The organism is Croceivirga sp. ABH4_376 (genome assembly GCF_056160685.1).
The window spans coordinates 254,139-276,283 of the sequence record NZ_JBSWXQ010000001.1; the positions used below are offsets into that span (position 1 = coordinate 254,139).

The following is a 22,145-nucleotide window of genomic DNA, read 5'->3' on the forward strand; positions in this document are numbered from 1 at the left end:
GTTTAGAGCAAGAATGAAGAATTACCATCTATCCAGACATAGTTCTTTTTATGCCGTTGGTTTAAGTTATAAAAAAGCAGACGCCAGCATACGAGGAAAATTTAGTTTGGACGTACCAAAAATTGATGCAGTTACGCTAGATGCAAAGGCACAAGGCGTAGATGGTTTGCTTGTAATCTCTACCTGTAACCGTACGGAGATGTATGGTTTTGCACAGCACCCTTTTCAATTAATCAAGATTTTATGTGAGCATACCAAAGGTACTATAGAAGAGTTCCAAGAAGTTGCTTATGTACACAAGAACCATGATGCCATAAGCCATCTATTTAAGGTGGGCACAGGTTTGGACAGTCAAATCTTGGGCGATTTTGAAATAATAAGTCAGATCAAGCAGAGTTTTTATCGTGCCAAGAAATTAGAAATGAGCAATCCGTTTTTAGAACGCTTGTGCAATTCTGTTATACAAGCCAGCAAACGTATTAAAAACGAGACCGAAATTTCTTCTGGTGCCACATCTGTAGCTTTTGCTTCGGTAAAATATATTCTGGACCACATTCCAGACGTTGCCAATAAAAACATTCTATTATTTGGAACGGGCAAAATTGGCCGTAATACCTGTGAAAACCTAATAAAGCATACAGGTAATGAGCATATTACGTTAATTAACCGAACCAAAGAAAAGGCAGAAAAAATTGGTGGTAAATTTCAGCTAACCGTAAAGGATTTTGGCGATTTACAATCCGAAATACGGAAAACGGACGTGTTGGTCGTTGCTACCGGGGCACAATTACCTACCGTATCCAAAGCACTGATTCACAACAAAAAACCGTTGTGGATTTTAGACTTATCCATTCCTAAAAATGTCTCCGATGATGTGTTGGATTTACAAAATGTAACCATGGTGCATTTAGACCAATTATCTAAAATAACGGACGAGACATTAGAAAAAAGGAAAAAATATGTGCCTAAAGCCCAACAAATTATTGGTGAAATTCAGTCAGAATTCGTTGCTTGGTTAGAAACCAGAAAGTTTGCGCCCGTTATTAAAGCCCTAAAGAACAAACTTAAGACCATTAAAGAGGAAGAACTGGATTTTCAATCTAAAAAGCTTAACGACTTTAATGAAAAACAAGCTGATTTGGTTTCTGACCGTATTATTCAAAAAATAACCAAACAGTTTGCCAACCATCTTAAAAACGATGCCGTAGATACCGAAGAAAGCTTACAACTTATACAGCAGGTATTCCAATTAGAAATAGATACTAAATGAACAAACCCTTAAGAATTGGCACCCGCGACAGTGAACTGGCCATGTGGCAGGCAGAAACGGTACAAGCTCAGCTGGCGCGTTTAGGTGTTGATAGCGTTCTACATCCGGTAAAATCTACAGGCGATATAATTTTAGACAAACCACTGTACGAGCTTGGCATCACTGGTATTTTCACCAAAACCTTGGATGTTGCCCTTGTTAATGGAGAAATAGATATTGCCGTACACTCTATGAAAGATGTACCTACGGCTTTGCCCAAAGGAATGGTCCAAACCGCCGTTCTAGAACGAGAAGTTACCAATGATGTACTTATACACAAAGGAGACCATTTTCTATTAGATGAGAATGGTAAAGCCACCATTGCTACAGGTAGTCTTAGAAGAAAAGCCCAGTGGCTGCATCGTTATAAAAACCATACTGTTACAGATTTAAGGGGCAATGTAAATACACGCCTAATTAAATTAATAGAAAATAATTGGCAGGGCGCAATTTTTGCACAGGCAGGCTTAAAACGAATTAAACTTTTACCTAAAGATGCCTTGGAATTAGACTGGATGATTCCTGCCCCGGCACAAGGCGCCATGGTAATAGTTGCTATGCAAGAAAACCAAGAAGCTGTTAATGCCTCTAGCCAATTAAACCATCTGCCAAGTGAACAGGCAACCACAATTGAACGCGAATTTTTGCGCACCCTTGAAGGTGGTTGTACAGCGCCAATTGGAGCATTGGCCACAATAAAAGACCAAACCGTATATTTTAAAGGCTGCCTACATGCCCTAGATGGTTCTAAAGAATTGGTTATTGAAAAAGAAACCTCATTGGCACAGATAACCGGTTTTGGCAAAAAGTGTGCTCAAGCAATTTTAGAAAATGGTGGTAAGGAATTGATGCAAAAAATAAAAGATGAGCAAAACAATCCTGTCAACTAAAATCTTAGAACCGCATCAACAAGAATTAGTGTTGAATTCTGGCCTTGGATTGGTGTCTTATAATGCCATAGCAATTCATTTTATACCATTCCACGTAGATTTAAATACAAATTATTTTATCATTACCAGCAAAAATAGCGCAAAGGCACTTTTAAAGTATCTAGAACAAAATCCCAATAAAAAAGAAGCTTTTAATATTCCTGTATTTTGTGTAGGCACAAAGACAAGTAGTTATCTACTAGAAAACGGATTTAAAATAGCTCACCTAGCCCAATACGGAAAAGAGTTGGCTACCTACATAGCTACAAAATTTGAAAATAAACGGTTTACTTTTCTAGCCGGAAACTTAAGGCGAAATGAAATTCCAGAATTGCTTGCAAAACATAACATATTGTTCTCAGAGGTTATTTGTTACCACACAGTTACAAAGCCAAAATGTTTTGAACGTAATTTTGATGGCATCTTACTTTTTAGCCCTTCTGGTGTAAATAGCTATACCACCAAGAATAAATTTGATGGCGCGTTTGCCTTTTGTATTGGCGATACAACAGCAACTGAGGCCAAAAAATATACCGATAAGATTATTATTGCGAACAAGCCTACGGTAGAAAACGTACTAGTACAGGCAATTAAAACTTTAAACTATGCTTAAAAACGATTTATTCCTTAGAGCCCTAAAGGGTGAAACTGTAGATAGACCACCCGTTTGGATGATGCGCCAAGCTGGTCGTTATTTACCAGAATTTATGGAATTAAAGCATAAATACGATTTCTTTACACGTTGCCAAACACCAGAATTAGCATCGGAAATAACCGTACAACCCATACGCAGATATGGCATGGATGCAGCTATATTGTTCAGCGATATCTTGGTTATACCACAAGCCATGAACATAGAGGTGGAAATGAAACCAAACTTTGGTCCTTACCTGCCAAAGCCTATTAGGACAGCTAAAGATTTAGAACATGTTGTAGTACCAGATATATATGATAGTCTTGGTTATGTTATGGATGCCATTAAAATGACCAAAGAAAAATTGGATGACGAAGTACCCTTAATCGGTTTTGCCGGTTCTCCATGGACCATTTTATGCTACTGCGTTCAAGGGCAAGGAAGCAAAAGTTTTGATTTGGCCAAGGGTTTATGTTTTTCTGACCCCAAAACCGCACACGCCTTGCTTCAAAAAATAACGGACACCACTATTGCCTATCTAAAAGAAAAAGTAAAAGCGGGATGTAATGCCGTTCAAGTATTCGATTCTTGGGGCGGTATGTTATCTCCTGTAGATTATCAAGAATTTTCCTTTAAATACATTCAACAAATAGTAGACGCTTTAAAGGACATGGCACCAGTTATTGTCTTTGGCAAAGGTTGTTGGTTCGCTTTAAAAGAAATGGCCAACTCTGGAGCTGCTGCATTGGGCGTAGATTGGACCTGTTCTGCACAGAATGCGCGCTATTTAACCGGTGGCAACACTACCCTACAAGGTAATTTTGATCCGGCCAGATTGCTATCGCCACCCGCAGAAATTAAACGAATGGTTACCCAAATGATTCGCGAGTTTGGCAAAGACAAATACGTTGTTAACCTAGGTCATGGTATTTTGCCGCACATTCCGTTAGAAAATGCAGGTGCGTTTATAGAAGCCGTAAAGGAGTACAAAGAATAAACCAACAATGTGGAAAAGCTAAAGCGTTTAAGTAAGCGCTACCAAAAATTTAAATTAGGCATTAGCCCTCAGCAAAACCTGTTATATGGGTTTTTTAGCTATGTATTTATAGGCACTTTACTCTTAGCTTTACCCATTTTCCAAACGGTTCCTATTCCGTTTTTAGATAGTTTATTTATGGCTACAAGTGCCGTTTCTACAACAGGATTGGTTACCGTGCCGCTTGCCGAAAGTTACAATCTAGGCGGGCAACTCATAGTTTTGTCCTTGTTTCAATTAGGGGGTATTGGTTATTTAACCTTTACCACATTTGTTTTACTATCTACAACCCGAAAACTTACGCATTGGCACCAAAAAATCTTAAAGACAGAGTTCTCACTTCCAAAAACCATTACAATTGGGGTATTCTTAAAATCCGTAATCCTTTTTACGGTGCTTATGGAATTGTTGGGTACGGTGTTATTAACAATTGCGTTTACCAAAGAAGGGCAACCTTTTTGGACAGCACTTTACCATGGATTTTTTCATTCCGTTAGCGCCTTTTGCACGGCTGGTTTTAGCTTGTTCAGTGATGGATTTACAAGCTACACTGCAAATGGTTGCGTAAATGTTGTTATTAGCATACTGGCCATATCAGGCTCTCTTGGCTTTATTGTAGTAACAGATTTTTACCTGTTATTACGATATAAAGCTCACAAATTGAGCTTTACCACCAAAATAATACTTTTTGGTTTTTTATTTTTATTGCTATCTGGCACTGGCCTTTTATATACCCTAGAACCCACTATAAATCAACTAATAGGAAAAGAACGCTTTCTAGCTGCATTTTTCCAAACCATGTCTGCTATGACCACTGTTGGCTTTAACTCTGTAGATTTTGGGGTTTTCTCGCAAGCTGTTTTATTGGTAATAATATTCTTAATGTATGTTGGTGCATCACCTTCTGGAACTGCCGGTGGAATAAAGATAACAACACTAACTGCTTTAATAGCCATATTAAAAAGTAGAATTCAAGGCAACCAACAAGTTACGTTTCTAGGTAAAGCCATTCCACAAGAAAGATTAAGCATTGCTACTTCTTCCTTTATATTTTACTCTTCTATTTTGGTCTTAGGGTGTTTTATTATTACCCTTACAAATCATTATAAGTTCGAAAACCTCTTTTTTGAAGTTGCTTCTGCATTGGGTACCGTTGGTTTAAGTACTGGTATAACCGGTCAATTAGATATTTTAGGAAAACTTACCTTAATTGTTTTAATGTTTATAGGTCGTTTGGGTGTACTTACTTTTGGACTCGCCTTATGGCATAGAAACAACAAAAACTTTAAGCATTGTAAGGAAGAAGACATTGCGCTGTAATTATGAGGTTATTGCAAATACTTACTAAAATTTCATTTTCGGCATTTCTTACCTTGTTTCGCTTAGGTCTTAAATATCCATTATTTATACTGCCAACTGCAAAGGCAACTAGAAAATGCATAGCGCTATCTAACGAAAATTTTGGGCACAAACACCACGAAAATGGTCCTGCTAACGCGTTTAGGCATGCTTTATGGAACTTTTTAATAGCCAAATACTGCTCCAGAAGCAGCAAAAACAGTATTTCCGTACTCAATTATACTAAAAGCATTACCGATTGGCATGAGGGTGCTTTTCCTAACCGGGAATTAGCAAAAAAAATGGATTTACACAACAATGCCGTAGGCAGACATTTATTTAAAATACATGGGCCTATTGCTGTTACCGATTTTGTTAATATCTTACTACAGAAGACGGAAAAATCGGTTTACATTACCCAAATTAATACGTTCGCAAAACACAAAAACCAATTGGTACATATAAAAAAATGAAGCTAAAAGACCAATTTTATCAATACATACAACATTTGCAAGATAGCATTACCCATAAATTAGAAACTGTTGATGGTAAAGCTAAGTTTAAGGAGGACTTATGGGATCGCCCGGAGGGCGGGGGCGGTAGGACCCGTGTTATACAAGAAGGACATGTTTTTGAAAAAGGTGGCGTAAACATTTCTGCCGTACACGGTGTCTTACCAGATTCCATGCAAAAATACTTTGGCGTAAAGGATGCCGATTTTTTTGCTTGTGGATTAAGTTTGGTATTACACCCTAAAAACCCTTTTGTACCCACCGTACATGCCAATTGGCGTTATTTTGAAATGTATGATAAAAAAGGGAACATTGTAGACCAGTGGTTCGGCGGTGGACAGGACTTAACGCCCTATTATCTATTTCCTGAAGATGCCACACATTTTCATGAAACTTGTAAAAAAGCTTGCGATGCCCACCATACAAACTTTTATGCTACTTACAAGGAACGCTGTGATACCTATTTCTGGAATACCCACAGAAATGAAGCTCGCGGTATAGGCGGTCTATTTTTTGACTACTGTAAAGCCAATGATGAAATGAGCATGAACGATTGGTATAATTTTGTTACTGAAGTAGGAGATAGTTTTTTAGATGCCTATGTACCCATAGTAGAAAAACGTAAAGACACTGCTTATACCGATCAACATAGAAAATGGCAAGAAATTAGGCGTGGGCGCTATGTTGAATTTAATTTAGTACATGATAAAGGCACCCTGTTCGGGCTAAAAACAAATGGAAGAATAGAAAGTATTTTAATGAGTTTACCGCCACACGTGCAATGGGTATATGACCATAGCCCAGAACCGGGTAGCGAGGAAGAAAAATTAATTTCCGTGCTACAACAACCCAAACAGTGGATTTCTTAGTATTAAAAACAGATTTATGTTAGAAAGTTTATTAGAGGCCCTAAAGCACTCACCAGATAATGTGCCGCTTAAATTACAGGTGGCAAAACTCTATTTAGAGAAACTAGATTATCTTATGGCAGAAGAACACCTTACCGGTATCTTGGCCTTAGAACCCCAACATGAGGAAGCCAAATATTTATTGGCCAGTTGCTTTTTAAAACTAGGTAAATATGCTGCTGCAGAAATAATTGCAGAAGAACTTTCGCAACAATGCACCAATATTCATTATTTAGAATTGTTATGCGAGTGCCAGCTAGCACAAGATAACTACAGCGAGGCTCAAAATACGTATCGGTATATTACTGAATTACAACCCGGGTATCAAAATCATAAATTTGACCAAGCATTAAAAAACCCAGTCCTAACAAATGAAGATGATTTTACCGAAGACGTAGTAAGTTTTATGTCCAAACCCGATATCACTTTTAAAGATGTGGGCGGTATGGATCAGGTAAAAAACGAAATAGACCTTAAAATCATAAAGCCCCTACAACACCAGGAAGTCTACAAAGCGTATGGTAAAAAAATTGGTGGAGGCATTCTTTTATACGGCCCTCCAGGATGTGGCAAAACCTATTTGGCAAAAGCAACCGCTGGCCAAATAGATGCCAATTTCATCAATGTAGGTATTAATGACATTCTAGATATATGGTTGGGAAGTTCTGAAAAAAACTTGCATGAAATTTTTGAAAAAGCTCGGACCAACACCCCATGCGTCATATTCATAGATGAAATAGATGCCCTTGGTGCCAACCGAAATGACATGAACAAAACCGCTGGGCGAACCGTAATAAACCAATTTTTATCCGAATTGGATGGGGTAGATTCCAATAACGATGGTATTTTAATCATTGGTGCTACCAATGCGCCTTGGTATCTAGATCCTGCCTTTAGAAGACCCGGAAGGTTTGATCGTATTGTTTTTGTTTCCCCACCGGACACTACCTCAAGAGAAGCCATTTTTGATGTGCAGTTAAAGAATAAACCCACAGAAAATATAGACGTAAAAGAACTTGCTAAAAAAACAAAGGAATTTTCTGGTGCAGACATCAATGCTGCTATTGACCTTGCCATTGAAGATAAATTACAATCTGCCTTTGTAGACGGTATTCCAAAACCGCTAACCACAAAAGATATACTTAAAGGTATAAAAAAGACAAAGCCAAGTACCAAAGATTGGTTTAGTTCTGCAAGAAATTATGCCCTGTATGCTAACGATTCTGGTTTGTATGATGATATACTAACTTATTTGAACATTAAAAAATAATGGAAAACCAGAACGAAGAACGGGGTTTACAACTTTTTGAATTAGGACGCTACGAAGCCGCCGTACCCTATTTTAAAGATGCGTTAAGTGAAGCACCAGACAACTTTAACGCAAAGTATTATATGGCACTTTGCTATATCCATTTGGATAATATGGATAAGGCAGAAGCAATTTGTAATGCTTTGTTAGGAACACATCCAGATAGTGCAAATATTTTCTACCTTAAAGCTATTATATCCCTTAATAAAGACAACCTAAAACAAGCTTCCTCAGAAATAGAACAAGCCATTGGCATGGCGCCTTATATAGCTAATTATTTTGGTCTAAAAGCTTCTATTTTATTGGCTCAAAAAAAATATGAAGATGGGTTGGTAGCAACTGACCAAGGTTTACAAATAGATGCAAAAGATAGCCATTGCTTAAATAATAGGGCTAAAATTCTAACCAAACTAAACCGCAAAGAAGAAGCAAACAATACCATACAGGATATTCTTCAAGACAATCCGGAAGATGAGTATTCTCATGCAAATGTTGGATGGGTAGCTTTAGAACAAGGTAAAATACAAAAAGCTTTATTGCATTTTAAAGAGGCCCTAACCTTTAACCCCAACTTTGAGTATGCCAGACAAGGTATGGCTACGGCCTTAAAATCCAAAAATCCAGTATACGCGCTCTATTTAAAGTATTCTTTTTGGATGGCCAAGCAAAGTTCAAAATACCAATGGGTATTTATAATTGGCCTTTACTTGGCGTACCGTTTTTTAGTTGGGGTATTATCTGCAAATGGTTTAAGTTATTTAGCTATTCCGCTAATTGTTTTGTATTTGATATTTGCCTTGGGCGGTTGGATAATGGAGGCATTATCTGACACTATTTTACTATTTGATAAGCATGGCAAATATTTACTGGACCGTTCCCAAAAACAAAGCGGCTACGTTTTTGGATTAGCTTTATTGTCCGCAATACTTTTTGGTATATTATATTATGTGCTCAAAGAACCTATATTGGGGGTATTCGCTATAGCTTTTTTGTGCCTTTTGTTGCCATTACCACGTGCATTTCAGCAAAAAGCCCCAAATAATAAAATATTCGTATTTGCCTATTCTGCAATTATGGCCGCAGTAGGCTTAATTGGCAGTTTCCTTGTTTCTCCGTTAATGGCTGGATCTGGAGTGCTAATTCTATTGGTAATTTATACTTGGCTTGGTAATTTAATAGAAGATTAAAACTAAATATATGTATCCACTTATACGAAATAGAAGATTAAGACAAAACGATTCCATTCGCAGATTGGTTAGGGAAACGTATCTTAATCCCAACGATTTTTTAGTACCATTATTTGTGGTAGAAGGTAAAAATATCAAGGAAGAAATTGCTTCAATGCCTAACTACTACCGTTATAGTTTGGACAATTTGGCAAAAGAAGTAAAAGAACTTTGGAATATGGGTTTGTGTTCCGTTTTACTTTTTGCAAAAGTACCAGACCACTTAAAAGATAATGAAGGTACGGAAGCATTGAATCCTGACGGGTTAATGCAGCGTGCGGTTAAAGCCGTAAAAGATGCATGCCCACAAATGTACGTAATGACAGATGTGGCCATGGACCCCTATTCCTCTTACGGCCATGACGGAATTGTTGCGGAAGGCAAAATCTTAAATGATGAAACCACGGACATTCTGGCACAGATGAGCGTGAGCCATGCCCAAGCTGGTGCGGACATGGTAGCGCCAAGCGATATGATGGACGGTCGTATTTTGGCCATACGTGAGGCCTTAGAAGACGAAGGTTACACGGATACCGGCATCATGAGCTATTCTGCTAAATATGCTAGCGCTTTTTACGGGCCATTTAGAGATGCATTAGATTCTGCTCCCGTTGACATTAAAGACGTGCCAAAAGACAAGCAAACCTATCAAATGGATCCGGCTAACCGAAAAGAAGCTATCAAAGAAACAGAAATGGATATTGATGAGGGCGCCGATATTGTTATGGTAAAACCAGGACTTTGTTATCTAGATATTGTTAGAGATATAAAAAACGCGGTAGAAGTACCTGTTGCAGTATACCAAGTTTCTGGAGAGTATGCCATGCTAAAAGCGGCTGCAGAAAAAGGATGGTTAAACCATGATGCCGTAATGTTAGAGCAATTAACAGCTATAAAAAGAGCAGGTGCCGATATTATTGCAAGTTATTTTGCAAAAGACGCGGTAAAATTATTGGGCTAAAACAATTCTTTACAACAAAATCCTAGCCGCTTCAGGGTTTGTGTAATTTCAAACCCATTGGTATAATTTCCCGCAATACGTAATACATTGTCTTGATCCTCAAGGTCGAAATTCCATTTGCCTTTATTTTGGATCAACCTATTAAGATGGGGCGCAACATACCGTATGTTGCGCCTTTTTCTTACCGTTGTTTTAAAAAGTAAAATAGCCATTTATCTATCATAAAAAAATGGTGGTTCTACCCCCAAGGCTCTTAAGTACACATAGCCTTGCCCCCTATGGTGTATCTCGTTATCTACAAAGTAGAACAAAGCAGATTGCACCGTTCCAGGAAATTGTCCAAAAGAAAGGTGTTCGTTTTGAAAATCAACCTTATCCATTTGGTTCCAATATTGGTTAATAGCTACTGTTGCCTCATCCCATAATCTTAGAAGCTCGCGCTTACTATTTTTAAAATCAATAGCTTCATTCAAAACAGCCTTTTTACCAGTAGCTATTTCACCTAAGCCTGGTGCGGCAATAGCCAATAATTCGCCAACCATATCTGCAAAAGTGCGCATCGTACCAATTTTAAACGTAAACAATTCCTTCTCCGGAAATGCCTCTATTACTTTTCTGGTTAAACTTCTATGACCCTGCCAGTGAACAAAAAATTGCGCCCCGTTAATTACTTCTTGTGTAGTTGCTAAAGTAGTTTCCATGATAACTGAATTTTGGTTTCTATGCTTCAAAACTAAAACCCGATGGTGACAGCCCTATGTCAGCAGTAATTTACAGAATCAAAAAATCCATAACTTTCTTTTTAAAAAGCCTTTATCTTTGATAGGAAAGCAACCCAAACACCCATGGAATCCGTTAATCGATTTGATCGTATCGTAGCTATTTTGGTACAATTACAAAGTAAACGTGTGGTTAAGGCCCAAGAGCTGGCAGATCGTTTTCAAATTAGCCTACGCACAGTGTACAGGGATATTCGTTCTTTAGAAACTGCAGGCGTACCTATAGTAAGTGAAGCGGGTGTTGGTTATTCCATTATGGAGGGTTATCGATTACCACCCGTTATGTTTACCCAAGAAGAAGCCGCGAGTTTTGTGGCCGCACAGAAGTTGATGCAAAACTTTACCGATAAAACCTTGGGCAAACATTATGAAACCGCAATGTTTAAGATAAAATCAGTACTACGGGGTAAAGAAAAAGATTGGGTAGAATCCCTAGAAAAACATATTCGCTTTTTTCCAACCCAAGAAATATTTAATCCAAACGTTGCCAATGCAATGGAACTTATTTTAAGTAGTATAGCCGAGCAACATCAGGTTTTTTTAAAATATACTTCCATACAAATAGACCATGCAGTAGATCGTATTATAGAACCAGTTGGTATTTTTAATGAGAATAATTTTTGGTATGTACTTGCCTACTGTCAATTGCGTAAAGATTACAGACAATTTAGAACAGATCGTATACAAGGCATAAAACGAACCGAAACACCATTTGAAAAAAAACATAGCTCTTTAGAAGAACTAAGATTAAAGGATGCCCGAACCAAGTTGAAGGTTAAAATTGTAGTGGATAAAACCATTGCCAAATTTTTAGGAAACAAAAAAAATTACGGTTTAATTGAAGAAAAACCTGTAGCTAAAGGTATAGAGATGACTTTTCTAGTAGACGATTTAGATAACGGTTTTGCCAGATGGTACCTTATGTATGGTGATTTTGCCCAGATTATAGAACCCCCAGAACTTAAAGATCGTATATACTATTTATTGAACAAGCAATTAACCCAACTAAAAAACAGCACAGATTGAAACCATTTCAATTAACATACCTACTGGTATTTTATTACTTTATGGCCATTGGCCAATCCTATGAGGAAAAAATTGATTGCATAATAAAAGATGCTATTGTACAAGAAGCATTTCCTGGAGTCACGGTTTTAGTTCAAAAAAATGGAAAAGACTTGTTCCATAAAACTTATGGTTATAATACTTATGATAGTCTTGTTCCCGTTACAAAGAATACCTTGTACGATTTGGCTTCCGTAACCAAAATAGCAGCTGGTTTGCCCGTTGTTATGAAATTGGTACAAGATGGAAAATTAACCCTGGATAATCCATTCGCCAATTACTGGCATCCGTGGAAAAGGCACAAAGACAAGAAAGCAATTACACTAAGGGAAATTTTAGCACACCAAGCAGGTTTGGAACCCTATATTGTTTTCCTTTCTAAGGTTCGTAAAAAGAACGGCAATCTTAAAAAACGCTTTGTAAGAAAAAAACCTTCTAAACGATTTAATAGGCATGCTTACACCAATAGATATATCAAAAATAGATTTAACAAAAAAATGTATCGAACCATCAACCGTTCGCCTGTTAGCAAAGAAAAAACCTATCGGTATTCTGGTTTGTTCTTTCTAATACTTCCAGAATTGACGCAACAACTTACAGGGGTTGACTTTGAGACCTACCTTACGCAAGAAATTTATGAACCTTTAGAAATTACCAATCTTGTTTTTAATCCTTCCCTAAAACAAAATCACCTACCTATTATCCCTACGGAAAGCGATTCTATTTTTAGAAATGATGTAACCCTAGGTTGGGTACACGACGAAAATGCGGCACTCCTTGGTGGTGTTTCTGCAAATGCCGGGCTATTTGGAACGGCAGAAGATTTAACCAAGCTTATGGAATTTTATAAAAACTTTGGCAAATACAAAGGTCGCCAAATTATAGACCAAGAAATTGTTCGCACCTTTACTCAAATTCAATATCCAGAAAACAATAACAGACGCGGATTAGGTTTTGATAAACCGTTAATTGGCAACGATACTTTAAGAATTATGGATGCCTATCCGTCTCCTAAAGTAAGTAAGGAAAGTTTTGGGCATGCAGGTTTTACGGGAACATTTGTCTGGGCAGACCCAAAAGAACAATTGGTATATATTTTTCTATCTAACCGAGTTTATCCTTCTAGAACACATAGAAAATTATATGAACTAAAAATTAGAGAAAAAGTACAAGATGTTTTTTATAACTTACCCAAAATTCAAAAGCAATAACATCCAATGGGATTATTAATATTTTACGCGTTAATTTCCATATTCTTTTCCTTCTTATGTTCCATTCTAGAAGCGGTACTTTTAAGTATTACCCCAACTTTTTTAAATGTAAAAAAACAAGAAGGGAAGGTATACGCCACAACTTTAGAACAGCATAAAAAAGACATAGACAAACCCTTAATTGCTATTTTAACCTTGAACACCATTGCACATACCGTAGGTGCTATTTTGGTAGGTGGGCAAGCAGAGGTCTTATATGGCGATGAAGGAGGTTATGGTGTATTTATCGTTTCTGCAGTAATGACCATACTTATATTGGTTGCTTCAGAAATTATACCTAAAACCATTGGTGCAACCTATTGGAAACAATTGGCCAATTTTACGGCTAAAACCCTGACCATAATGGTCTTTATCATGAAATGGACGGGCTTACTTTGGATTTTACAGCTCTTTACTAAACTAATTGGTAAAAAAGGAGCTCATGGTAGTGTACTTAGTAGGGAAGACTTTTCTGCCATGACGGATATTGCTGAGGAAGAAGGTGTTTTTCATGCTTCTGAATCTAAGGTTATACGTAATCTTTTATCTTTTGATGAAATTCATGCCAAAGATGTAATGACCCCACGTACTGTTATGAAGATAGCCTCTGAAGATACTTCCGTTTCCGAATTTTATCACAAGAACAAGCCATTGCAATTTTCTAGAATTCCCGTTTTTAAAGAACGTATGGATAACATAACGGGCTTCATCTTAAAAGACGAACTTTTAGAAAACATCGTAAACGAAAAAGGGGATACCAAATTGGGAAGCATTAAAAGGGAAATCTTGGTTACCAATAGAAATAAGCCCATACCAGAACTGTTGGAAAAATTTGTTGAAAAAAACGAACATATTTCTTTAGTAGTAGATGAATATGGCTCTGTAAGTGGTTTGGTTACCATGGAAGACGTTATAGAAACCCTATTGGGACTCGAAATCATGGACGAGAGCGATAATGTAGAAAACCTACAGCTTTTAGCACGTAAAAATTGGGAAAGCAGAGCCCAACGTTTGGGCATTATAGATGTGCCTATAAAAGACCCTGAAGCCCCCGAAGATTCCAAAAAATAAATGGAAGAGGCCTTTGTACATACGCCGCTGGGAACAGCCGTTATAAAAGGAGACTCAGATGGCCTAAAATCAATTACGGTACTAGACCAAGATATTGCTGCTACCACAATAATACCAGAAGTTTTAGAAGAAGCCGTTACACAATTAAACGAGTATTTTAACGGTAAGAGAAATCAATTTACCTTAAAATTAAATCCAGAAGGCACGCCTTTTCAACAAAAAGTTTGGTTAGCGCTACAGGAAATACCTTATGGCAAGACGGTATCTTACCTAGAATTATCTAGACGTTTGGGAGACACCAAGGCCATACGCGCCGTGGCAGCGGCCAATGGAAAAAACCCGCTATGGATTGTTGTTCCCTGCCATAGGGTAATTGGCAGCAATGGAGATTTAGTAGGATACGCTGGCGGACTGCCTCGCAAAAAATGGTTATTACAGCACGAGAGTCCTATTACCCAGACTAGTTTATTTTAATTTCCCTATTTTCAGGGTATTCCAATTTTGGCCTAAAAACTACCTTTAGCTCCAAATTTATAATATGAAACTACCCTCTATACAAGAAGTTTTAGACCGTGGCCTTAATGCGTTTAAACGCTTTCCAATAACACTTGTTTGGGCTGTCCTTGGGACCTTTTATGTAATGTATCTTATTGGCAGTGATAGGGTAAGTAACACGTTTGATGAGAACTTAGATATTGTTTTAACCCTTATTTTGGGGGTAAGTTGGTTTATTGGGGCTCAGTTTTTTATTGAACAGCAAGCAAAAAACAAAATATGGCAACTACTAAAAATCCTAATTTTAATAGGATTAGGCGGCTTCTATTTTTACCTATCCAAAACCCTATTCTTAGAAGACAATCCCACCTACCTTTCACATTTTTTTATATTTCTAATTGCTGGTCATCTATTTGTATTGTTTGCGCCATTTTTAAAAGAATGGCATGCACATGCCTATTGGAACTACCTTAAATCCGTAGGTATAGCGTTAACCAGAAGCCTCCTTTATAGTTTGGTATTGTATTTAGGTCTGGTACTTGCGCTATTGGCAATAGATGCATTGTTTGATGTATATATTAGAGGGGAACGTTACGGCCAGTTGTTTGTATTTAGCTTAGGCATTGTAAATACTTGGATTTATCTCTCGGATTTTCCATCACAGGTAAGGAAAAATAGTATTGTTCAATTTGAACGTGCGCTAGAGGTTTTGGTAAAGTTTATTTTGATACCGCTAATAATGCTTTATCTGGTAATTCTTTACGCCTATTTTGGCAAAATACTTTTGGAATGGGAGTTACCAAAAGGCTGGGTAAGCTATTTAGTTACCGTTTTAGCGCTGTTGGGTTTTATGGTACACATAATTATAAACCCTATTATAAAGACTTCTAAAGCTTGGACCATTAAGCGTTTTTACCCTTGGTTTTACTATTTATTACTACCCTTGTTGGTACTCTTGTTTGTAGCCATCTATAGGCGTGTAAGTGATTATGGGATAACAGAAAACAGGTATTATGTTTTGCTAGCTGCCTTCTGGATATTGGGTATTAGTCTTTATGTACTTTTTACAAAGAAGGCAAAACTTATAGTTTTGCCCATTTCCCTATTTCTAATTCTTACAATTACCGCTGTAGGGCCTTGGGGTGCATTTAGCGTTTCTAAAAAGGCACAAGCAAAAGAATTTAAAGAAGTGTATAACCAAGTGTTATTACAAGATACGGTTGCCAATTATGAGCAATCCCAAAGGCTAGAATCTATATTAAAGTACTTAGATAAAAGAGAAAGCTTGGATAAACTAAGTAAGGTAACTCAAATAGATTTAAATGCAGCCGTTTTAGATTCTACCAACAACTGGAAAAACCACCGATGGTTAGATACACGCTTAGTACTAGATTCCATGAACATAAAAATGGATTCTACCACAAAAAGCATCAAAAGAAATTACAATCAATACTATATGCATAATTATGGTACGGACAAAACGGTTTTCCCAATTGACCAATATGATTATTTTGTACCCGTTAGACTAAACCCGTATGATAATTATTGGGTAGCCATAAATAATTGTAAAATTAGCTATGCCAACAAAAACTTGAGCTTTATTTTAAGTAACCAAGAACAAGATACTTTAGCAAGTATTCCGCTTAAAAGTAGACTAAAAGAATTTACCAAGTATGGGCACAACTTAGACAGTATTCCTTTAGAAAAGAAAACAATATCAATAGAGAATGATGTTTTGAAGGTTGAATTAGCCCTGACCGATTTATCTTTTAGCCTACTAGAGAAAGACAGCATACAATTACACAATATTGGTGGTCATCTATTTTTAAAATTTAAACAAGATGTTAAATAGAATTCCTTTGGACAGTATTCTATTCTTGGATATTGAAACCGTTCCAGAAACAGAAACCTATAACCAGCTTAACGAGGAAAAACAAGAGCTTTGGGCGCATAAAACGGCGTACCAAAGAAAAGAAGAACACACACCGGAAGCCTTTTATGAACGAGCAGGGATATGGGCAGAATTTGGGCTTATTGTTTGCATCTCCGTAGGCTATTTTGTGAACAAAGGAAGTGAACCCCTCTTTAGGGTTACCAGTTTTCATGGAGACGAACAAACCTTATTAAAAAACTTTAAAAACCTTTTAAACGACCATTTTAACCAAGCTAGACACGTATTATGTGCTCATAATGGTAAAGAGTTTGATTTTCCATATATAGCAAGGCGAATGTTAATCAATGGGATTACGTTACCTTATAAGCTAGATTTATTTGGTAAAAAACCTTGGGAAGTACCACACCTAGATACCATGGAACTTTGGAAGTTTGGCGATTATAAGCATTATACCTCCTTAAAGTTGATGGCCAATGTATTAGGAATACCCTCGCCAAAAGAAGATATGGACGGTAGCATGGTACGCAGTGTATATTATGAAGAAAAAGATATAGACCGAATAATAAAATATTGCGAATTGGATGTGGTTACCACCGCCCAAGTGTTCTTAAGATTAAAATGCGAACCACTACTAGAAGCGCATCAAATAAAAACTATATAAAAAAAAGACCCTAAATTACTAGGGCCTTTTTAGAGGGATACTTACAACAATAGTGTCCACAGTATCTAATTTTGTGTAACCTAGGCCACACATTGGGAGTGTAATGGTTAATAGCTATTGCTAGCTTGCATATGAATAATTAACTCTTATAAAATTTTGTGCTTTTGGTTCCTTCGTAGTCTTGCACCAAGATGATATAGATTCCACTTTCCAAATTGGTTACATCTATCGTATTGTTCGCATTTCCATTTTTAATGGTTCCACCTGCGGTGTTAATGATGGAATATTGTGCGTCTTTAGACATTTTAGTGCTTACCTCTAAGTAATTTACCGCTGGGTTTGGATACACGACCAAATCAATATTATCAGAAGTTTTTCTCACTTCTGGCTGTTGGGTCTGGGTAGCATCGCCTTGAAAAACAAAGGTTATGGTTTCTGAATATCCAGATGCAATATTTGCCGTACAAACAGATTGTACTCTTACCTCATACTTGGTTCCGGCAACTAGATTTTCCAATGCTATTTCAGCATCCCATGTAGAAAGGGTTTCCCACTGTATATCGTCTGCTGCCTTATATTGTATTTCATATAAATTATCTTCAGAAAGGCCATCCCATTTTACAGAAACCCCTGTAGCGTTCACTTGGCTTAAATCTAAACCTTTTGGTGCTTCTAATTTGCAGTTAGAAACAGCAACACCACTTACAATTAAGCTAACGTCTTGTGCACCATGCATCAATGTACCTTTATGAGAAATAGTTATGGTGTAAGAACCAGAAGCATTGTTTATTTCTATCTTTTCAAAAGGGTCTACCTTATTGTCTCCTTTGGTGGCCGGCTCACTTGCTTTAGCAGGATTTAATTTCCAGGGAAAGTACGTTTCTCCATTCTTAGTAACCCTAATATCAATATCATTGACCAAAGCGGCTTTCATTTCGTTCAATGTACCTCTGTTAACCTCTCCACTTTCTGGATCTGTCCATGAGACAGATACCATGAAAGGATCAACACCATTGCTATCATACACAAAAGTTTTGGTTTCGCCACTGGTTAAGGTTAATTCTTTTACTACAGAACTATAATCTATACTTTGCAATACTTTGGCTGCCTTTGCAGTATTGATCAAGCCCCATCCAATTTTATAATCCGGACCTGGATTTTCTATATCGTCTGCTGTGTGTAAAGCCAAACCTTTTAAGGTGGCAGCCTTCATAAAATTACCATATAAACTTTCGTGGTACTGCTGTAATAAAATTAGAGAACCCGTAACCCCCGGTGCAGCCATAGAAGTACCCATTGCTGTTTTATAAGCACTATTAGAAGCAGATCCGGTAGTATATACCATAGTACCGTTACCTGCCAAATCTGGCTTAATTCTACCATCATCTGTTGGTCCATAACTACTATAGCCACTAACATTGGCCTTCTTTATTGCACCTTCATTATCTATTCTGGCATCTACACCAGCTACGACCAAATTATTTTTAGCTGTTGTGAACCCTAATAATAAATCAAAACCATCTTGTGTTTTACCATAGTTAGGTGTTGCGTTATCAAAAGAGTTTTGTGCGTTACCTGCTGCCGCAACCATTAAATAATATGGTGCGTTGTACATAATTTTATCCCAATCTTGAGAAACTTTAATATAAGCCCCAAAATACCAATCTGGTACTTGAGAAGATGTAATACCGTAAGAATGATTAGAAACCAAAAGACCTTCTGCAGCAGCTTCTGCCACCTCTACTTTATCTCTAGACCAATTATGGGTCAAAGCTTCTGCCCCATAAGCAACCCCTTTAGCTTTTGAATCTACACCGGCCGCAACAATATTACCGGTTACCATGGTTGTATGGTTATCTATTTCTGAGGTATTATCGGCATTAGAAACTCTACCCCCAAACTCTTTATGGCTGGTTAAGGCCACACCGGCATCCCATACGCCAACTTTCATTCCAGTACCGTCTATATTAGCGTTTAAAAACCCATCTGCGTACAAAGCATCTGCCCTACAAATGTTAGCGGTCATATCTGCATGTGTAGTATAATATAAAGGAGTACCATCTTGTCCAAATCCATTTAAAGCCACTACGGTTCCATCTTTTTCCTTTCTGGTAGCCTCTAAACCTCCCACTAGTTTTTGAGTTGCAATACGTTGTGCGGTAATTTGATATTCTTTTTTAAAGCTATTTGCCAAATCTTGTAATTTGGCTGTATTGGTTTTCGCTTTAATTGCTTCTAATTGTACTTGCTCTTGAGCTAAACTAGAAATGCTGAATACCAAACTGGTAGCGACCAATAACAAGGCCTTTTTTGCGGGAAGTTTTACATTGTAGTCCATAACGTAGGTTAAGTAGGATTTGGACTACAAATATAGATGAGAACTAATTAACTGTCGTTAAGTTGTAGATTTAAATCGATGAATTGCATACTCATTAGCATGTGTTTGTTGTGAAACTTACAAAAAGTGTTGTAAGAATTTTCTTAGTATTCTAATTTTGCTTTAAAATCAGGTAAACAGGAAAATGATCGCTATAACCACCAAGGTACTTTTTACCACCAAATGTTCTAAAGGGTGTTCCTTTATACCTTCCTTTCCATTCTTGTAGAAAATGCGGAGCAAAAATCTTGGCCTTGGCGAAGCTATGGGTACCCGGCTCATGATTTAGGAAAGAATGAGAAACTATGATTTGATCAAACAAACTCCATTTACCCCTATAATTGGCACTCCCTAGCGTTGGGGAAAGTAATTTTTGCATGGGATTTATGAACCAACCTGTTTGCATTAGCGTTTTTATGCTTTCAGAATTAGGGTCGTCATTAAAATCTCCCATAATCAATACATGGAGTTCTTCTTCTACTTGTCTAATTTGTTCTAATTTTTCAATAATGGTGTGCGCAGCGGCAATCCGTTTGTATGCGGTAAGCTTAGCACCATCTCTACGAGAGGGCCAATGGTTCACAAAAACATATACAACCTCTCCATTAAGTCTTCCTTTTACATATAAGATGTCTCTAGTAAAATCACGAACACCTTGTTCATTATTTACTAAAAGGGCTAATGTTTCACTTTCCATTACTTCAAAATTCTCCTTACGGTAAAACAAAGCGGTATCTATACCGCGCTCGTCTGGAGAGTCATAATGTACATAACCGTAATCCAAGTGCCTCAAAGCATCTTCTCCTAGCAAACGTTCTATAACCCTTTTGTTTTCAATCTCAGCAACCCCTACAAGTACGGGTGGTGCAAGCCCTTCGTCCTCACCAATTTTAGCTATGGCATTCGCTAATTTTCTGGTTTTTGCCAGGTATCGCTTATTCTTCCATTTTTTAAATCCCTTTTTGGTAAAATCGTCATCGAGAATATGTGGGTCGTCTACGGTATCGAATAGATTTTCTAGGTTATAAAAAGCAATTACATGTTGGTTTTCCATAATTTTTAGAATAGCGCTACAAAAATTTACATAAGTGTTAAGTAGAAGGAGCAAATTACAAAAACAGAACCGAAACATTATGTAGCTTTGCATTTTGCTTTATATATGATTGAAAAGAAGTCTATTGATTATGAAAAGGCCGTATTGGTTGGTGTAATCAATCAATTACAGAATGCTGAAAAAGTAGAAGAATATCTAGATGAGCTAGAATTCTTAACCTATACTGCCGGTGGCGAAGTAACCAAACGCTTTGTACAAAAGATGGATGTGCCCAACCCTAAAACCTATATAGGCACAGGTAAGATGGAAGAAGTGCATGCTTATGTTAAGGAAAACGATATTAGCTCGGTTATTTTTGACGACGAACTTACGCCTGCCCAACAAAATAACATAGAAAAATTATTGAAGTGTAAGGTAATGGACAGAACCAGCCTTATTCTAGACATTTTTGCCCAGCGTGCAAAGACCAGTTATGCGCGTACCCAAGTAGAATTGGCACAGTACGAATATCTTTTACCCAGACTTACCGGTTTATGGACGCACTTAGAACGCCAGCGTGGTGGTATTGGTATGCGTGGTCCGGGGGAAACAGAAATAGAGACCGATAGACGAATTGTTAGGGACCGTATTGCTTTGCTTAAAAAGAAACTTACCAAAATTGATCGCCAAATGGAAACCCAAAGAGGCAACCGCGGCGCTTTGGTAAGGGTAGCCTTGGTAGGGTACACCAATGTGGGTAAATCTACTTTAATGAACGTAATTAGTAAAAGCGATGTATTTGCAGAAAATAAGTTGTTTGCCACTTTAGATACAACTGTAAGAAAGGTAGTTATTGGCAACCTTCCTTTTCTGCTTAGCGATACGGTTGGATTTATACGCAAGTTGCCTACACAATTGGTAGAAAGTTTTAAAAGTACCTTAGACGAGGTTAGAGAAGCAGATTTATTGTTACATGTGGTAGACATCTCCCACCCAAATTTTGAAGAACACATTGCTTCTGTAAATCAAATATTAGATGAAATTGACAGTACGGAAAAGCAAACCATTATGGTCTTTAATAAGATAGACCAGTATGTGCCAGAAGTAATAGAAGAAGATGATTTAGAAACCGAAAAAACATCTGCTCACTTTACATTGGAAGAGTGGCAAAAAACATGGTTCAATAAAATTGGGGATAATGCCTTGTTCATCTCTGCATTGAATAAAGAAAATTTAGATGAGTTTAGACAAAGAGTGTATCGTGAAGTTAGAGAAATACACGTAACCCGTTTTCCGTATAACAATTTCTTGTATCCAGAAAACCTTGATGAATACTCGCAAACTGAAGAAGAATAGTT

At 37.3% G+C, this 22,145-nt stretch carries 20 protein-coding genes; 17 read left to right on the plus strand and 3 right to left on the minus strand.

The features are described 5' to 3' along the window. The first annotated feature begins 13 nt into the window (after window positions 1-13). Genes hemA through hemB form a run of 10 tightly spaced genes read left to right on the plus strand, consistent with a single transcriptional unit; the run spans window position 14 to window position 10,162 of the window. The gene (gene hemA, locus ACXAGS_RS01080; protein ID WP_474903816.1) at window positions 14-1,270 is read left to right on the plus strand and encodes a glutamyl-tRNA reductase; all 1,257 of its coding nucleotides are present in this window, start codon (window positions 14-16) and stop codon (window positions 1,268-1,270) included. Further along, window positions 1,267-2,199, plus strand: coding sequence for a hydroxymethylbilane synthase (hemC, locus tag ACXAGS_RS01085; protein ID WP_474903818.1), 933 nt, complete (start codon window positions 1,267-1,269; stop codon window positions 2,197-2,199). Before hemA ends, hemC begins: the two co-directional genes overlap by 4 nt. Then, the gene (locus ACXAGS_RS01090; protein WP_474903820.1) at window positions 2,174-2,851 is read left to right on the plus strand and encodes a uroporphyrinogen-III synthase; all 678 of its coding nucleotides are present in this window, start codon (window positions 2,174-2,176) and stop codon (window positions 2,849-2,851) included. The genes hemC and ACXAGS_RS01090 overlap by 26 nt, the downstream gene beginning before the upstream one ends. After that, entirely contained in the window at window positions 2,844-3,869 is a 1,026-nt protein-coding gene (gene hemE, locus ACXAGS_RS01095) for a uroporphyrinogen decarboxylase (protein ID WP_474903822.1), read from the plus strand. Before ACXAGS_RS01090 ends, hemE begins: the two co-directional genes overlap by 8 nt. A 9-nt stretch (window positions 3,870-3,878) precedes the next feature. Beyond that, complete coding sequence (locus ACXAGS_RS01100; protein WP_474903824.1) at window positions 3,879-5,228, plus strand: TrkH family potassium uptake protein; 1,350 nt, start codon at window positions 3,879-3,881, stop codon at window positions 5,226-5,228. A 2-nt stretch (window positions 5,229-5,230) separates the two neighbouring features. Then, entirely contained in the window at window positions 5,231-5,719 is a 489-nt protein-coding gene (locus tag ACXAGS_RS01105) for a DUF6973 domain-containing protein (RefSeq protein ID WP_474903825.1), read from the plus strand. Continuing rightward, window positions 5,716-6,627 (plus strand): oxygen-dependent coproporphyrinogen oxidase, encoded by a 912-nt coding sequence (gene hemF / locus ACXAGS_RS01110; protein WP_474903826.1) that lies wholly within the window; start codon window positions 5,716-5,718, stop codon window positions 6,625-6,627. Before ACXAGS_RS01105 ends, hemF begins: the two co-directional genes overlap by 4 nt. A gap of 16 nt (window positions 6,628-6,643) precedes the next feature. Next, window positions 6,644-7,936: an AAA family ATPase gene (locus ACXAGS_RS01115; protein ID WP_474903828.1), complete on the plus strand. Its 1,293-nt coding sequence runs from the start codon at window positions 6,644-6,646 to the stop codon at window positions 7,934-7,936. Beyond that, the gene (locus ACXAGS_RS01120; protein WP_474903830.1) at window positions 7,936-9,162 is read left to right on the plus strand and encodes a tetratricopeptide repeat protein; all 1,227 of its coding nucleotides are present in this window, start codon (window positions 7,936-7,938) and stop codon (window positions 9,160-9,162) included. Before ACXAGS_RS01115 ends, ACXAGS_RS01120 begins: the two co-directional genes overlap by 1 nt. 10 nt (window positions 9,163-9,172) lie before the next feature. Continuing rightward, window positions 9,173-10,162: a porphobilinogen synthase gene (hemB, locus tag ACXAGS_RS01125; protein ID WP_474903831.1), complete on the plus strand. Its 990-nt coding sequence runs from the start codon at window positions 9,173-9,175 to the stop codon at window positions 10,160-10,162. 212 nt (window positions 10,163-10,374) lie between these two features. Here the strand turns inward: hemB and ACXAGS_RS01130 are convergent, their stop codons facing one another. Then, entirely contained in the window at window positions 10,375-10,863 is a 489-nt protein-coding gene (locus ACXAGS_RS01130; RefSeq protein WP_474903833.1) for a DinB family protein, read from the minus strand. A gap of 144 nt (window positions 10,864-11,007) precedes the next feature. On the opposite strand from ACXAGS_RS01130, the gene ACXAGS_RS01135 reads away from it, so the two are divergent. The 6 genes from ACXAGS_RS01135 (at window position 11,008) to ACXAGS_RS01160 (ending at window position 17,377) form a co-directional block, all read left to right on the plus strand. Further along, window positions 11,008-11,967, plus strand: coding sequence for a helix-turn-helix transcriptional regulator (locus tag ACXAGS_RS01135; protein WP_474903835.1), 960 nt, complete (start codon window positions 11,008-11,010; stop codon window positions 11,965-11,967). Next, window positions 11,964-13,217 (plus strand): serine hydrolase domain-containing protein, encoded by a 1,254-nt coding sequence (locus tag ACXAGS_RS01140; protein ID WP_474903837.1) that lies wholly within the window; start codon window positions 11,964-11,966, stop codon window positions 13,215-13,217. Before ACXAGS_RS01135 ends, ACXAGS_RS01140 begins: the two co-directional genes overlap by 4 nt. Before the next feature lie 6 nt (window positions 13,218-13,223). Further along, entirely contained in the window at window positions 13,224-14,327 is a 1,104-nt protein-coding gene (locus ACXAGS_RS01145) for a CNNM domain-containing protein (RefSeq protein ID WP_474903839.1), read from the plus strand. Further along, entirely contained in the window at window positions 14,328-14,801 is a 474-nt protein-coding gene (locus ACXAGS_RS01150; RefSeq protein ID WP_474903841.1) for a methylated-DNA--[protein]-cysteine S-methyltransferase, read from the plus strand. Window positions 14,802-14,865: 64 nt separating this feature from the next. Then, entirely contained in the window at window positions 14,866-16,674 is a 1,809-nt protein-coding gene (locus ACXAGS_RS01155; RefSeq protein WP_474903843.1) for a DUF4153 domain-containing protein, read from the plus strand. Further along, window positions 16,664-17,377: a 3'-5' exonuclease gene (locus ACXAGS_RS01160; protein ID WP_474903845.1), complete on the plus strand. Its 714-nt coding sequence runs from the start codon at window positions 16,664-16,666 to the stop codon at window positions 17,375-17,377. The genes ACXAGS_RS01155 and ACXAGS_RS01160 overlap by 11 nt, the downstream gene beginning before the upstream one ends. A gap of 139 nt (window positions 17,378-17,516) precedes the next feature. Here the strand turns inward: ACXAGS_RS01160 and ACXAGS_RS01165 are convergent, their stop codons facing one another. Beyond that, complete coding sequence (locus ACXAGS_RS01165) at window positions 17,517-19,715, minus strand: S8 family serine peptidase (RefSeq protein WP_474903846.1); 2,199 nt, start codon at window positions 19,713-19,715, stop codon at window positions 17,517-17,519. Between the two features lie 151 nt (window positions 19,716-19,866). Beyond that, a complete protein-coding gene (locus ACXAGS_RS01170; RefSeq protein WP_474903847.1) occupies window positions 19,867-20,808 on the minus strand; it encodes an endonuclease/exonuclease/phosphatase family protein in 942 nt (313 codons plus the stop codon). Between the two features lie 105 nt (window positions 20,809-20,913). Between ACXAGS_RS01170 and hflX the strand changes: the two genes are divergently transcribed. After that, window positions 20,914-22,143, plus strand: a complete 1,230-nt coding sequence (hflX, locus tag ACXAGS_RS01175) for a GTPase HflX (RefSeq protein ID WP_474903849.1) — start codon at window positions 20,914-20,916, stop codon at window positions 22,141-22,143. The last annotated feature ends 2 nt before the right edge of the window (window positions 22,144-22,145 follow it).